9 protein-coding genes and 2 pseudogenes are annotated in these 15,197 nt (G+C 69.6%); 3 read left to right on the forward strand and 8 right to left on the reverse strand.

All coding sequences use genetic code 11. The features are described from left to right. Nucleotides 1-21: 21 nt before the first annotated feature. Nucleotides 22-2,619: a collagenase gene (locus D1J63_RS08620; RefSeq protein WP_125628451.1), complete on the reverse strand. Its 2,598-nt coding sequence runs from the start codon at nt 2,617-2,619 to the stop codon at nt 22-24. 445 nt (nt 2,620-3,064) lie between these two features. Between D1J63_RS08620 and D1J63_RS08625 the strand changes: the two are divergent. Continuing rightward, nucleotides 3,065-4,629, forward strand: a pseudogene (locus D1J63_RS08625) (ABC transporter substrate-binding protein). An 89-nt stretch (nt 4,630-4,718) separates the two neighbouring features. Here the strand turns inward: D1J63_RS08625 and D1J63_RS08630 are convergent. Further along, complete coding sequence (locus D1J63_RS08630) at nt 4,719-5,216, reverse strand: hypothetical protein (RefSeq protein ID WP_240798571.1); 498 nt, start codon at nt 5,214-5,216, stop codon at nt 4,719-4,721. An 8-nt stretch (nt 5,217-5,224) separates the two neighbouring features. Between D1J63_RS08630 and D1J63_RS08635 the strand changes: the two are divergent. Then, a pseudogene (locus D1J63_RS08635) lies at nt 5,225-5,905 on the forward strand (SUMF1/EgtB/PvdO family nonheme iron enzyme); the annotation flags it as partial. Nucleotides 5,906-5,915: 10 nt separating this feature from the next. On the opposite strand, the gene D1J63_RS08640 reads toward D1J63_RS08635, so the two are convergent. Continuing rightward, nucleotides 5,916-7,967 (reverse strand): discoidin domain-containing protein, encoded by a 2,052-nt coding sequence (locus D1J63_RS08640; RefSeq protein ID WP_125628452.1) that lies wholly within the window; start codon nt 7,965-7,967, stop codon nt 5,916-5,918. A 99-nt stretch (nt 7,968-8,066) separates the two neighbouring features. After that, nucleotides 8,067-8,669, reverse strand: coding sequence for a TetR family transcriptional regulator (locus tag D1J63_RS08645; RefSeq protein ID WP_134651182.1), 603 nt, complete (start codon nt 8,667-8,669; stop codon nt 8,067-8,069). A 401-nt stretch (nt 8,670-9,070) separates the two neighbouring features. On the opposite strand from D1J63_RS08645, the gene D1J63_RS08650 reads away from it, so the two are divergent. After that, nucleotides 9,071-10,465, forward strand: coding sequence for a GH1 family beta-glucosidase (locus D1J63_RS08650; protein ID WP_125628454.1), 1,395 nt, complete (start codon nt 9,071-9,073; stop codon nt 10,463-10,465). 173 nt (nt 10,466-10,638) lie between these two features. Here D1J63_RS08650 and D1J63_RS08655 read toward each other — a convergent pair whose 3' ends face one another. The 4 genes from D1J63_RS08655 to D1J63_RS08670 all read right to left on the reverse strand — a co-directional run bounded on the left by D1J63_RS08655 (nt 10,639) and on the right by D1J63_RS08670 (nt 15,001). Beyond that, nucleotides 10,639-11,010: a Fic family protein gene (locus D1J63_RS08655; protein ID WP_125628455.1), complete on the reverse strand. Its 372-nt coding sequence runs from the start codon at nt 11,008-11,010 to the stop codon at nt 10,639-10,641. Next, nucleotides 11,007-11,201, reverse strand: coding sequence for a ribbon-helix-helix protein, CopG family (locus D1J63_RS08660; protein ID WP_125628456.1), 195 nt, complete (start codon nt 11,199-11,201; stop codon nt 11,007-11,009). Before D1J63_RS08660 ends, D1J63_RS08655 begins: the two co-directional genes overlap by 4 nt. A 298-nt stretch (nt 11,202-11,499) precedes the next feature. Continuing rightward, entirely contained in the window at nt 11,500-12,876 is a 1,377-nt protein-coding gene (locus D1J63_RS08665; protein WP_125628457.1) for a class I SAM-dependent RNA methyltransferase, read from the reverse strand. A gap of 52 nt (nt 12,877-12,928) precedes the next feature. After that, the gene (locus D1J63_RS08670) at nt 12,929-15,001 is read right to left on the reverse strand and encodes an APC family permease (RefSeq protein WP_125628458.1); all 2,073 of its coding nucleotides are present in this window, start codon (nt 14,999-15,001) and stop codon (nt 12,929-12,931) included. Between the last annotated feature and the right edge of the window lie 196 nt (nt 15,002-15,197).

Consider the following 15,197-nt stretch of genomic DNA (forward strand, 5'->3'; position numbering starts at 1 on the left):
GCCTTGGTGCGGTGCCGTGCGTCAGTAGGCGGAACTCACGGTGACGCCGCTGAAGCTGCTGACGGCGTGCAGGCTGATGTAGTTGGCGCCGGCCGGCGGGTTGGTGATGGTCAGGGTGTGGCTGTTGCCGGCTCCCGTCGCCCGCTGCGTGTAGCTGGAGGTGCCGGGCCAGCCGCCGGCGCTGTAGTACAGGTCCGCGTCGCCCGTCCCGCCGGAGGTGGTGATCTTCAGCTGGGTAGTGCCGGCCGGGACGTACAGGTACAGGTAGGCGTAGTTGCCGGTGGTGGCCGACTGGTTGCCGCGTTGGCAGTTCTGGCCCAGTTCCCGGGTGTCGGTCCCGGTGCACTCGGTGCCGCCGCCTCCGCCGCTGCCGACGGTGACCGTCCTCGTGGCGGTGGCGGTGGCTCCCTTGTCGTCGGTGACGGTCAGCTTCACCGTGTAGGACCCGGCCGACCCGTACGTCTTGACGGGGTTGGTGGCCGTGGAGGTGGTGCCGTCGCCGAAGCTCCAGGACCGGGAGGCGATGGTGCCGTCGGCGTCCGTGGACTGGTCGGTGAAGGTGACGTCCAGGCCCTGGACGGCGGTGGTGAACGCGGCGGTGGGCGCCTGGTTGCCGGGCGGGTTGGTGCCCCCGCCACCGCAGTTGCCGGCCGCGCAGGCCGCCAGCCAGGTGTACCAGTCGCTGTCGTAGCGGGTGCCGATGGTGCTCGTCAGGTAGGAACGTGCCGCGTTCCAGTTCCCCGCCCGGTAGTAGCCGAGGACGGTGTCCATGTCGGCGCGGTGGTTCTCGAGCATGTACCGCACAGCGAGGTAGCCCCAGCGGTATATGCGGGTGGTGTCGTGGCTGTACGTGGTGTCGAACAGGGTGCTCAGCGCGTACGTGCGTCGCCCCGCCTCGGTCGTCGCCTCCGCGTAGGGGACACCGCGGTAGGAGTAGGAGACGTACTCCGCGAAGCCTTCGACCCACCAGATGGTCGGGGTGGTGATGTTGGCGTTGAAGTCGCCGTACATGTCGAAGCGGCCGTCGAGGTAGTGGGTGTACTCGTGGTTGAGGTTCCAGATCTGGAAGTCCGGGCGCAGCCACTCGGCCTCGTAGGCGATGAACCGCGGCTGGTTGCCGGCCGCCGACGGATTCCCCTCCAGGTACATGCCGCCGTTGTTGGTGTCGATCCCGTACATCGCACCGGCGTAGGTCTGGTAGTCGGTGCTGGAGTCGAAGACCACGACCTCGATGGTGCTGTTGTTGTCGTTCGCGACGGGGCCGTTGTCACGGACCACGTTGTGGAAGTAGGCGTCCTGGTTGCGCAGGCTGCTGCAGCTGGAGGACAGCTCCCCCGAGGTCATCTGCTGCGCCTTGATGGTGATGCTGGAGCTGCACGGGTAGGTCACCGTCAGGACGGAGCGGGCCAGTTGAGCCTGGAGGTCGCAGGTGCCGTAGTAGGAGCAGTTGGCCTTGTCGTAGTAGTCGGTCATCTCGGCGACACCGACCCACAGCGGGGCCGTCCGGCCCTTGATGGAGCTGGAGTTGAGCAGGCCCGCGGCCAGGGGGCTGACCTTGGAGCGCAGCGCGGAATGCTGCAGGAAACGGCCGAGTTCACGTCCCGCGTTCGACGTAAGGTAGGACTGGTCCGTTCCCAGCAGCGCGAGATGACCGCTCGCGAAGTTGTAGAGCGCGTCGATCAGACCCGGGTCGGACTGCACGGCACTCACGAACGCGGGCACCTGGTGGCCGCGGAAGGTCACCGTGTACACGTTGTTGACCGCGTTGAGCATCCACCACGACGAGTTCCAGGTGGAGCCGTAGTCCGCCAGCAGCCGCTTGAGCACGGGGATGTAGCGGGCGTTCTCCTCGGCGCTGTCGATGAGGGTGACGGCCTCGGCGAGCGTCTCGCCGTTGGCGTCGTTGACGTCGCGCGAGTGCGGGCTGGCGAAGAAGGCGTCGAGCCCCGCGCGTATCGCGGTCTGCAGACTGCTGCCGTAGGTGCCCACCGTACCGGCGTTGTAATAGTGCACGTAGTAGCCGGCGCGCAGGTAGAGCACGAGCTGCGGCATACCGGTGGAGGCGTTGCCCGGGTAGGACGTCGAACCGTCACGCAGGGCATAGGCGACCGAGGCCATCTGCGACTCGCGGAAGGCGTAGTAGGCGTCCGTCCCGGTCAGGTTGAACAGAGTGTTGACGCAGTCGGTCGTGGACGCCTTGATCTGCTGGACCAGCGCACCGCCACTCCGGCTGGTGAAGTCGGAGACGTTGCACGCGGCGGCACGCGCACGGGACTTGCCGGCCTTGCCGGCGACCGCCTTGTCCGTCGACTTCGACGGACGGACCGGCGCCTTCGCGGTCTTGCCGTACACCTCCTTGAGCGCGTCCTTGCTCGCTGCCAGGGGCGGCAGCTCGGACGCCTTCGTGCGTCCCTGCGCGACGTGCTCCGTCTCGGCGGTGGGGGACTGCGCGACGGGTGGGGGTCCTGCGTGCTCCGGGTCGTCCGCCGCGACGTGCACGACGGACCCGGTGTTCCCGGCTGCGCCGGCCGGCTGTGACAGCAGGCCCACGCTCATGGCGACGGTCAGGGCCAGCGGCAGCGCCGCCCCCAGACCTCGCCGTACCAGTGACTTTCTCACTGCGCCTCCCATGAGGGATCCGGCCGTGCGGAACACAGCCGATTGAAGGGGGAGAGGGCGTGGGAAACGGAGTACCGCGCTGCCACCTGACGGAAGACGGATGTCCTCTCCGACTTGGCATGGCCACGCCCTGCTACAGGGAACATGGCACAGGTGACATTGCACAGGGAATGGCATCGAGGAGTGAGACCGTGGGCGGGACCCGCGCCAGCGGGTCCGCAGGACCACCGGAGACGATGCGGAACGGCTGCTGAGAGGGGGTGCAGACCCCTGGCGGTCCTCTCGCCGAACGGGCCATAACAGTTCCACCGTGTCAGTCATAAGACTTCGTTCCGGAAATGCCGTCAGGCTCCGAAGGAAGCGACGCCTGCGCATACTTGGCCGACACTCTCCCCCCAGGGGTATGAGAATTCCTGTTCGTCTCGATCTTGCGAGGACGAGCCTCATGAGGCATATTCGTGCGCATATCCGTGCGTCCGTCGTCACACCCACGGTGATCGCCACGGCACTGGCAGCCGGTCTGCTGCTTTACCCGACGGGCGACCAGGAGGGCGCCACCATCAAGGTCGGGACGACGGAACCGCCGACGTCACTCGACCCGGCCGGCGGCTACGACTCCGGCTCGACGGCTCTGTACAGCAATGTCTTCCAAACACTGCTGACCCTGGAGCCCGGAGTGGCGGAGCCCGTTCCCGACGCGGCCGAAAGCTGCTCCTTCACCGATTCCGGCCTACGCACCTATCGATGCCGGCTGCGGGATGACATCACCTTCTCCAGCGGACGCAGAATGACAGCCAAGGATGTCCGGTTCTCGTTCGAACGGGTCAAGAAGATAGATTCCGACGTGGGGCCGTCGTCCCTCCTGGACACCATCGAGTCGATGGACGCCCGCGACCGGACCATCACTTTCCGACTGACCGCACCGGACGCCACGTTCCCCTTCAAGCTGACGACCGGGGCGGGCTCGATCGTCGACTCAACCACGTACCCGGCGGACTCCCTGCGCTCGGACGACCGGATCGACGGGACCGGACCGTACGGCGTCGTCTCCTACGCGAAGGGCGAGAAGCTCTCCCTCTCGCCCAACCCTCGGTACAAGGGCGCCGCCGAGAACACGGGCCGGCCGATCGAACTCCACTTCTACGACACCCCCGACTCACTCGCCCGGGCCTGGATATCCCACCGCATCGATGTCGCCCTCAGACAGCTTCCCCCCGAAATGCTCGCCGATCTGAACCCGAGCGATCCGGGGCTTCGCGTGACGGAGGCGCAGAGCGCGGAGACTCGAAACCTGTACCTCAACAACCGCCGCGGCAAGCCGTTCCACGACAGACGCGCACGGCAGGCGGCGGCCTGGCTGATAGACAGGGACCGGATTTCCTACGACGTCTACGACGGAACCGTGGACCCGCTCTACTCCCTCATCCCGACGAGCATCACGGGGCACACCACCTCCTTCTTCGACAACTACCCTCACAAGGACGCCGAAAAGGCACGCCGTCTCCTCGTCGAGGCCGGTGAGGAAATCCCGCTGTCCTTCACCTACGGTTATGCGGCGGGACGCGGCTCAGCCCACGAGGAGGCTGCGGAGGTGAAAAGGCAACTGGAGGCCGACGGCTGTTCAAGGTGACCCTCAAGGGATATGAGTGGGACGAATTCCAGAAGAGCTGGGCCGAGGGAGAGCTCGACGCATACGCCGTCGGCTGGGTGGCCGACTACCCCGATCCCGACACCTTCGGCGGTCCTCTCGTCGGCACGGACGGCACCATGGCAACGGGGTACGGCAGCAAGGCCGCCGACCGGCTGATCACGAACAGTCAGCGCTTCGCCGACCGGAGCGACGCCGAAGCCGACCTCGAAGCCCTTCAGAGGATCGTCGCCCGCGACGTGCCCGTCGTCCCGCTGTGGCAGGCCAAGGACTTCGTGGTGTCCGGGGAGGACGTGGGCGGCGGCCAGTACGCGGTGGACGGCACGGGGCTACTGCGCCTGTGGCGACTGACCTGGATCTGACGGCCCGGTCCTGACCCGACCGGACGGAGACGTGCGCCTGTTCGCCGGGGTGCCGGGACCGCGATGCACACCGGCGAGGTGCCGCTCCCTCAGTGGCCGGCGACGAGTTTGACGGCGACCACGCCGAGACCGATCACGGCGTTGAGTACACCGGTGATCAGGGCTCCCAGACGCCCGGCGCCGACACGCAGCCCGCCCACAAAGCCCCACAGGGCCAGCGCCGCCACCTCACTGGCCACCGAGACCCACAACGCCGTGTCCAGGGTGAGAACCCCCAGGGCGGACAGGGCGATCAGCAGCGCCGGCCCCAGTGCGCTGCTGAGGAGGGGGCTGCTGGTGAGCAGCGCGTGGCGGACCTCGGGTCCGGTGGGCCGACGCCCGTGCGCGACGGGACGGGCCTGGAGGTCGGCCACCAGTGTGGCCAGCCACAGTCCCAGCGCGGTGGCGGTGACCGAGGTGGCCGCGCCGACGTGCGTCGGGTGTCCGCTCTGCGCCAGGCCGACGAGGACCGCCAGCAGGGTCAGCGAGGCGTAGAGGCGTTCCTTCAGCCGCTCCCTGCGGACCTCGGCGTGCGCCTCGTCCGGCAACGACGACGGTTACCACCGACGACTGGGCGGCGTTCGTCGAGGAGACCGGGCATGTCTCCGACGCCGAGCGCTTCGGCTGGTCCCACGTCTTCCATCTGCACCTGCCGCCCGCGGTCGCGGCACGCGCGCCCCGGGTCCGGTCGGCACCGTGGTGGTGCGCGGTCCAGGGCGCGAGCTGGCGGCAGCCCGAGGGCCCCGGGTCCGACCTGGCCGGCCGCGAAGACCACCCCGCTGTGCACCTGTCCTGGCGCGACGCGCGGGCCTGGTGCGCCTGGGCCGGCGGCCGGCTGCCGACCGAGGCGGAGTGGGAGTACGCCGCCCGCGGCGGGCTCGACGGCGCGCGGTACCCGTGGGGCGACGAACCGCGCCCCGACGGGGAGCACCGGTGCAACATCTGGCAGGGCGACTTCCCCCACCGCCACGACGTCGGCGCCTGGGCCGGCACCGCTCCGGTCGCGACGTACGCTCCCAACGGGTTCGGTCTCTTCCAGACCGTCGGCAACGTGTGGGAGTGGTGCGCCGACCCCTGGCGCGACGGCCGGGTGATCAGGGGCGGTTCGTTCCTGTGCCACGACTCCTGGTGCAACCGCTACCGGGTGGCCGCGCGCTCGGCCAACGAGGAGGACGCGTCGGCCGCCAACGCCGGCTTCCGGTGCGTCTGGGACCTCCCGGCCCCAGACGCACCGTAGGCGGCGGCGCTCACCGTGCGTGGACGGCCACCTCCCACAGCGAGTAGCCGTACTTGGTGGCCCGGTCGGTGCCGTGCACCCTCAGGTAGCGGGCGGTCGTCGGGGGGAATTCGGCGGTCTCGATCCCTCCGTGCCCCTCCGCGGTCTGCCACACCGTGCGCCAGGTCCGGTTGTCGTCGGACACCTCGACGCGGTAGGCGGCGGCGTGGGCCTTCTCCCAGTCCAGTACCACCCGGCCGACGGGCTGGGGGCTGCGCAGGTCGACCGACCACCACTGGTCGTCGCTCCAGTCGCTGGCCCATCGGGTGGCGGGGTTCCCGTCGACGGCGCGGTCGGGGCGGTAGCTGGTGACGACGGAGAACTCGCTGCTGCTGGCCGACGCGGGCCCGCTCCGGGCCAGGTTGGCCGGTCGGTCCCACGTACGGGAGGCGTTCCACGTGTCCAGGTAGGACTGCGCGCCGTGCAGGAGTTCGTCGACGACCGTTTCTCCGCCGAGGTGGCGTACGTCCTCGATCCAGTCCGGGATCAGTCCGACGTGGGCGCCGCCGTCGGTGTTCACGTCCCACACCCGCTCGCCGGTGTGCTGGCGGTCCACCAGCGGGCCGTCGGGGTAGGACCGGAACGGGTAGGTGACCTTGTCGGGGGCGTCGGCCCCGCGGGGCGCGGGGTGACTGCCCAGCCCGTTGAAGTCGGTGCCGTAGCCGAGCCCGACGTCGTACTTCTTGCGCAGGTCGGCGGTGGCGGCGGTGTCCTGGACGAAGTTCTTGGAGTCCATGTCGTAGGAGCCGATGAAGCCGCCCATCCGGTACAGCCGCTCGGTCCAGCTGCGGTCCATCCAGCTGTGGCTGGAGATCACACCGGGGTACCGCACCGACTCCATGATGTCCATCGCCCGGTCGGCGGCCTTGACGCTCATGTGGTCGAGCTCGACCATCATCTGGCGGTCCATCATGGCGTTGAGGGCGTACTCCCCGAGCCGGGTGAGGCCGCGGGTGTTGCACTGTGCGTTCTCGTCGTACGACGGCACGCTCGTCCCCCTCGGCAGCTTCGCCTCGATTTCGGGGACCTTCGCCGAGCCGATCGGGTTGTCGTGCTGGGGGCCGGTGCACTTCTCGGTCTTCCAGAAGGTGCCGGTGGAGAGGAACTGCCCGACGTTGATGACGGTGCCCTGCGTTCCCTGGTCGAAGCGCACGCCGCACAGGGCGTTGTCGAACTTGTGGCACAGGAACATGCTGCTCACGCCGAGCGCCTGGAGTTCGTCGAGGCCGGCGTCGATGTCCGCCCTGGAGCACTGGGCGACGTCGAGCACCTGCTTGCAGCCGAAGGGTTCGGAGGTCTCCACGCCCAGGACCACGGCCAGCTTCCCTGCTTCGATCACCTGGCGGGCCTGCGCAGGAGACTTCACGATCCGGAACCAGCCCTTGCCGGCGCCGCCGTACATGTCGTCGACGTAGTCCTGCATCTCGTAGGTCTTCTGGGCCTGCAGCCGTACGGACTCCATCTCGTCGCAGCCGCGGTCGCGGACGTAGATGGAGCAGATGACTCCGTTCGACGTCAGGTCGGTGACCAGGACGCGCTGGCCGGCCCGCCAGGCGCGCTCCAGCCAGGCGTAGTAGTTCTGCTGGTGCGACATCGTGGTGGAGCTGGGCCAGTCCTTGAACGTCGGCCAGCCCACCGGGTCGTGGTGGCCGTCGGGGTCGACGGTGAGGTTCTCCAGCAGCGCGCCGGCTCCGTCGGGGTAGTGCTCGGGGCAGTCCTTGAGGGCGTCTGCGACCCCCTTGTCGGAGAAGGGTTTGCCGCAGACCAACTTGCCGCCGAACGCCTCGTTGGTCATCAGGTGGTTGTGGGTGTCGACGAATCCGCGTACGTCGCCGTTCGCGTCGGTGCCGGTGAACGGCTCGCCGCTCACGTTGATCCGGGAGTCGGGGGCGGGCCGGTCGACCGGCTCCCACCAGGGACGCTCGGCGGCACCGGCCCCACCGGCACCCAGGCCGGAGAGGAGCAGTGCGGAGAGGAGGGACAGGGCAAGGGCGGCGGCGCCACCCGGACGCGCTCTCTTCATGGGCTCTCCCGAGGCATGGGGTGGGGCGCACCCTAGAGTTGGTCAACCGTCCCGGTCAAGAGTCCCAGTTGAGCCATCGCGACCTCGTCGGTGCCCGGGTCAGGCGGGGCGTGCCAGCCCGGCCACGTGCCGGGCGACGAGATCGAGGGCCTCGCCGGCCGCTGCCGCGTTCCCCTCGTTGAGGTAGAGCAGCGTCACGCCGTCGAGCGCCGCCGTGACGTAGCGCGCCAGGACCGGCACCGGCGCCTCCCACTGCAGCCGCTTCCCCTCGTCGTCCGTGAGCGCCTCGATGAGACGGGTGTTGGCCGCCAGATAGGTCTGGTACTGCCGCTCCGCGACGACGGCCAGGCCGGACTGCCGCGCCGCGTAGTGCGTCAGCTCGTAGGTCAGACGGTGCTCGTCCGGCTCCTCGACCACGTGCTGCCAGTAGGCGCGCATCCCGCGACGCAGCCGCTCCTCCAGGCCGCCGGGGCCGGTCACCTCCGACAGCGCTCGCTCCAGGGTGTGGCCGGTGATGACCTCGATGACCTCGACCAGCAGCTCCTCCTTGGATCGGAAGCAGTAGTGAAAGGAGCCCAGCGGCATGTCCGCCTCGGCAACGATCGCGCGCGTCGTGGCGGCCGAGACCCCCTCCCTGACCATGACCGCGATCGCGGCGTCGACCAGCCGCCCGCGTCGTTCGCTCGCCGCCATCCGGCTCATGACTCGGCTCCTCACTCGTACTCGGGGGGGGTGACGGGGCGCGAGCGCCCACGTCCACTCCATTGTCCTCGCCCTCGTCCTGGACGATCGACCAGGACGCTTGACCCGACTTTCGGCTGCTGCGATAGTCGCGCCACCGACCGACTCGTCCGCCGGAGGCCGCGATGACCACGCGCCGGGAGAACCGGGCCCGCATCGAATCAGTCGTACTGGACCGGATCACCGGGCCCGCCTCCGCCGAGGAGGTCGCCACTCTCGTCATCGAGGCCGCGGCGGCCGGGCCGAACCGTCGACACCGCCGCCGCCCACCAGGGCCACCAGGGCCACCAGGGCCACCAGGGCCACCGCAGAGCCTGTCCCTTAAGACCGATCCCTGACCGTCAGCGCCGGAAGGTGTGACCATGTCCGAATTCCCCCGCCTGCCCGAGGACTTCGTCCTCGGCGTGTCGACGGCGTCGTACCAGATAGAGGGCGCCGCCGCCGAGGACGGCAAGGGCCCTTCCGTCTGGGACACGTTCTGCGCCGAGCCCGGCAGGATCAGGAACGGCGAGAGCGGTGAGGTCGCCTGCGATCACTACCACCGGTCCAAGGAGGATGTCGCCCTGATGCGGGAGCTGGGGGTGGACGCCTACCGCTTCTCGATCTCGTGGCCGCGCGTCATGCCGACGGGGGCGGGCGACGTCAACGCGGCCGGCCTGGACTTCTACGACCGGCTCGTCGACGACCTGCTGGCCGCCGGCATCACTCCGGCGGTGACCCTGTACCACTGGGACCTCCCCCAGGCGCTTCAGGACCGCGGCGGCTGGCAGGTGCGGGAGACGCCTCGGCGCATGGCGGACTACGCCACCGTGGTGGCCGAGCGACTCGGTGACCGGGTCGGTATGTGGATGCCGGTCAACGAACCGGTGGTGGCGACGATGTTCGGGCACGCGGTCGGCACTCACGCCCCCGGCCTGGCTCTCGGCTTCGACGCGCTGCCGGTGGCCCACCACATGCTCCTGGGCCACGGCCTGTCCGTGCAGGCGTTGCGCGCCGCCGGCGTCGGCAACATCGGCATCGCCTCCAACCACGCCCCCACGTGGGCGGCGACCGGCTCCGACGCCGACCGGGAGGCTGCCGCGTCGTACGACACCCTGGTCAACTGGCTCTTCGCGGACCCGATCCTGCGTGGCTGCTACCCCGACGAACTGCTGGCCTCACTGATGCCCGGCCATGCCGACGGCACCCTGGCCGCGGACCTGGAGATCATCTCCACCCCCCTGGACTGGTTCGGGGTGAACTACTACCAGCCGGTGCCCGTGGGCGCCCCCGGCACCGCGTCCGCGAGCTCGCCCGTACTGGAGGGCGCCGCCCTGCCGGAAGGGCTGCCGTTCGAGCCCCGCGTCCTGACCGGCACACCCACCACCGACCTCGGCTGGGCCGTCGTCCCCGACGGGCTGCACGAGATCCTGACCACGTTCGCGCGGCGGTACGGCGACCGGTTGCCGCCGCTCCACGTGACCGAGAGCGGCTGCGCCTTCCACGACCGGCCCGGCCCCGACGGTGCCGTCCACGACCCACAGCGAATCTCATACCACCGCGACCACCTCGCCGCGGTGTCCCGGGCGATCGAGGACGGCGTCGACGTGCGCGGCTACTTCGCCTGGTCGCTCCTGGACAACTTCGAGTGGGCCCTGGGCTACGAGCCCCGGTTCGGCTTGGTGCACGTCGACTACGACACCCAGGCGCGGACACCCAAGGACTCCTACCGCTGGTTCCAGAAGAACCTGTCCGTGCGGAGGAGGCCGGCGAAGTAGACGCGAGCCCCCGGCCGAGGCCACCGTGCGCCGATGCCACGCGCTCTCGCCACGCCCGCGTACCCAATGCAAAGTGAGGATGTGATGTTCTGGGCGGCGGACAGGAACGGCCGGCCCGTGAACGAGCGGTCCCCACCGCACGACGTCGAACATCAGGACACGGGGAACCAGGTTCAGAGGCGCTTGGCGATGGCCGGTACCTCGATGTTGTCCTGCGCGACGTCCTCGACGAACGGACCGGCCACGAAAGCGGGCGGCGGGACAGTACTGGCGCTGGCACCGTTGAACCACAGGAAGATGCGCATGGCGAGCCAGGCGGTGGGCTTGTTGCCGTCGATCAACGCATGGTTGCGGGCGACGGAGTGCAGCAGTGCTGCTGCCTTCTCGTGCAGCGTGGGATACAGCTCGGCCCCGAACACGTTCGTCCGGGGCCGGTCGATCGCCGACACCAAGAGTCCCATGTCACGCACACTGTGCTCGGTACCGTTGACGGTGCGGGCGGTGGCCAGGATCTCGTCGATCTGGAGGTAGCGCACGCCGGTCACTTCAGGTAGTCAAGAATCTCCGCATCGCTGTCCAACAGCTCGGCCAGGACGTCATCGACCTTCAGCTCAGCCCGGTACTGGGCCTCGCGGATGGCCTCGATGGCAAGTTGCTGCTTGCTGCGGCCCTCCCGACGAGCCCGCTCGGTGAGCTTCGCGTCAAGGTCGTCAGGGAGTCGGAGTGTCATCACCACAAGGGAATGATACCTGGCCGGTATCACGTGCCACGGTCGAGTCTCGTGCCCTGAAAACGTGGGCCGAAGATGCTGGCTCAGCGCCTGCGAAGGTCCGGCAGTGACTTCCACTTCGAGCGTCATCCGAGCGTCAACAATCCCCGAAAGCCCATCCGAGGGCGCCACCCAGGCAGGCACCCCACTCACGAAGCCGCAGTTCAGCAAGGTGCGAAGATCAATCCCCCGCTCAAACCTTTACTCAGAGGGAAACAGGTCGAGCACCACCGGCCGAACTTGAAGAACCATAGAAACCCGCAGGTCAGATCCTCTTTCCAGCAGGCTCAAGAATAGCTACACACTCCACGTGCGACGTCATCGGGAACAGATCGAACACCCGCAGCGTCCGCACCCGGTACCCCCCGTCCCGGAAGTACCCCAGGTCCCGGGCCAGGGCGGCCGGGTCGCAGGCCACGTAGGCGATTCGGCGGGCGGCCAGGGAGGACAGGTGCTGGACCGTCTTGCGGCCGGCGCCCGCGCGGGGCGGGTCGAGGACGATGAGGTCGACCTCGTCGATGCCGGTGCGGGGCAGGACGGTCTCCACCTTGCCCTGCTCGATGCGGACGCGGTCGAAGTCGGCGAGGTTGTGGCGGGCGTCCTCGACGGCGCGCTTGCCGGACTCGATGCCCAGGACCGCGCCCTGGTCGCCGACGCGGTCGGCCAGGGCGCCGGCGAAGAGGCCGACGCCGCAGTAGAGGTCGAGGGCCATGTCGCCCTTGCGGGGCAGCAGGCCCTGCATGACCGCGGTCACCAGGGTGTCGGCTGCCTTCGGGTGGACCTGCCAGAAGCCGCCGGAGCCGACCCGGTACGTGCGGCCGTCGGCGCGCTCGCGGACGAAGGGGCGGCCGTGGACGCGGTGGACGCCGCCGTCCTTCTCGCCGACGCGCATGACCGAGACCGGGCGGTCCAGTTCCACGATGGGCAGGCGGGCGCCGGGGCGCGGGGTCAGGATGACCTGGCGGTCCTGGGAGCCCGTCGCCGCGATCGCCTCGACCGTCGCCATGCCGGGCCAGTCACGGCGCTCGATGCCCAGCTCGCTGACGCCCTCCGCCGCGATCATGCAGTGGTCGATCGGCTCGACCTCGTGGGAGCGGTGGCGACGCAGACCCGCGCGACCGTCCGCGTCCACCGCGTACTGCACGCGCGTGCGCCACGACGGGACCTGGCCGGCGGGCACCTTGTCGCCCTCGGCCGGCATCACCGTGCCGTCCCAGCCGGCCTCCTCGGGGGTGAGGCCCGCCAGGCGCTGGAGCTGCTCGGCGACGACCTCGCCCTTGAGGCGGCGCTGGGCGCCCGGCTTGGCGTGCTGCCAGTCGCAGCCGCCGCAGCGGCCGGGGCCGGAGAAGGGGCAGGGGGCCTCGATGCGGTCCTTGGAGGCGTCCAGGATCTCGACCGCGTCCGCGCGCAGGAAGCGGGCGCCCTCCTCGCCCTCCGTCACCCGGGCCACGACCCGCTCGCCGGGCAGGGTGTGCCGGACGAACAGCACCTGGCCCTCGGACGTGCGGGCGATGCAGTGGCCGCCGTGGGCGACGGGGCCGACCTCGACCTCGTACTCCTCCCCCACCAGCGAGGCCGACGGCGGAGCGGGCCGTGCGCCCGCTCGCGACTCCGCCTGCGACTTCTTCGGTTCTGCCTGCATGGCGGGGTGACTCCAGAGAACGGTGGGCGACCAGGGACAACAGCCGTCCAGTCTACGTGGACGAGGAGGAGTCCTTCGGACGGTCCTGGTGGGGGTGGTGGGCCGGGCCGCGCCGCACCGCGCCGGGGGCGTTCCAGTCCTGGCGCTTGCCGGCCCGGCGCCGGGCCGCCTCGGAGGACTCCAGCTGGTAGGGCACCGACGTGACCATGACGCCCGGCGTGAACAGCAGGCGGCCCTTGAGGCGCAGCGCGCTCTGGTTGTGCAGCAGGTGCTCGTACCAGTGGCCGACCACGTACTCGGGGATGATGACCGAGACCGCGTCGCGCGGGGACTCCTTGCGCAGGCTCTTGACGTACTCGATGACCGGCCGCGTGATCTCGCGGTACGGCGAGTCCAGGACCTTCAGCGGTACCTCGATGCCGCGGCGCTCCCACTCCTCGCGCAGCGCCTTGGTCTCGACGGGGTCGACGTTGACGCTGAGCGCCTCCAGGCTGTCGGAGCGCATGAGCTTGGCGTAGGCGAGGGCGCGCAGCGTGGGGCGGTGGATCTTGGAGATCAGCACCACCGAGTGGACGCGGGAGGGGCGCACCATGTCGTCGCTCTGGGCCTCCTCGGGGTCCTCGGGGGCCGCGATCTCCTCGGCGACGCGGTCGTAGTGCTTGCGGATCGCCGTCATCGTCGCGAAGAAGATGCACATGCCGAGCAGCGCGACCCACGCGCCGTGGGTGAACTTCGTGGCCAGGACGACGACCAGGACGAGGCCGGTGAAGAAGGCACCGAAGGCGTTGATGGCGCGGGAGCGGATCATGTGGCGGCGCTTGGCCTGGTCGCGTTCGCCGGCCAGGTTGCGGTTCCAGTGGCGGACCATGCCGATCTGGCTCAGCGTGAAGGACACGAAGACGCCGACGATGTAGAGCTGGATCAGCCGGGTCGAGTCGGCGCCGTAGACGACGACCAGGAGCATGGCGGCGCCGGCCAGGAGCACGATGCCGTTGGAGAAGGCCAGGCGGTCGCCGCGGGTGTGCAGCTGGCGCGGCAGGTAGCGGTCCTGGGCCAGGATCGAGCCGAGCAGCGGGAAGCCGTTGTACGCGGTGTTGGCGGCGAGGAAGAGGACCAGCGCGGTGGCGGCGGCGAGGATGACGAACAGGAAGCTGCCCTCGCCGAAGACCGCCTCGGCGACCTGTGAGATCACCGGGTGCTGGACGTAGTCCGCGCCGACCGCGACGCCGTTGTGGAACAGCTCGGTGGCCGGGTTCTCCGACATGCGGACGTCGGTCGCGGCGGCCAGCGCGATGATGCCGCAGAACATGGTGACGGCGAGCAGGCCCATCATCGCGAGCGTGTTGCCCGCGTTCTTGGACTTGGGCTTGCGGAAGGCCGGGACGCCGTTGGAGATCGCCTCGACGCCGGTGAGCGCCGCGCAGCCGGAGGAGAAGGCGCGCAGGAGCAGGAAGATCAGGGCGAAGCCGGCCAGGCCGCCGTGCTCCGGCTTGATCTGGTAGTCCGCGGTCGGGGCGCGCATGGTGTCGCCCAGGACCAGGCCCCGGAACGCGCCCCACACGATCATGATGAAGACGCCCGCGACGAAGACGTACGTCGGGATGGCGAACAGAGTGCCCGACTCCCGCACCCCGCGCAGGTTCATCAGCGTCAGCAGCAGGATGACGGCGACCGCGCACAGCACCTTGTGCTCCACGACGAAGGGGATCGCCGAGCCCAGGTTCTCGATGCCGGAGGAGATGGAGACGGCGACCGTCAGGACGTAGTCCACCAGCAGGGCGCTGGCCACGGTCAGACCGGCCTTCGGGCCCAGGTTGGTGGTGGCCACCTCGTAGTCGCCGCCGCCGCTCGGGTAGGCGTGCACGTTCTGCCGGTAGGAGGCGACCACCGTGAACATCAGGACGACGACCGCGACCGCGATCCAGGGGCTGAAGTGGTACGCCGACACGCCCGCGATGGACAGGACGAGCAGCACCTCGCCGGGCGCGTACGCCACCGAGGACAGCGGGTCGGACGCGAAGACGGGCAGGGCGATGCGCTTCGGCAGGAGCGTTTCCCCCAGCCGGTCGCTGCGCAGTGCGCGCCCGATCAGGATCCGTTTGGGCACGTCGGTCAGTTTGGACACAACAGAGGATCGTAAGCGTTCGAACGGGCGACCGCGCAACCGCCACCCCCGATCGGTGCCGGTCTGCCCTACGGGTGAATTCGCGGGGCGGTTCGGCTGGGGGTGGGACGGGCGGCGGCGTTCGCATGGCTATATGACCAACACGGCCCGTCACGACCGGCACCGCCCGTTCTGACCAGCACCGCCCGTCCCGACC

It is taken from the genome of Streptomyces sp. KPB2 (genome assembly GCF_003950055.1).
GTDB lineage: Bacteria > Actinomycetota > Actinomycetes > Streptomycetales > Streptomycetaceae > Streptomyces > Streptomyces salinarius.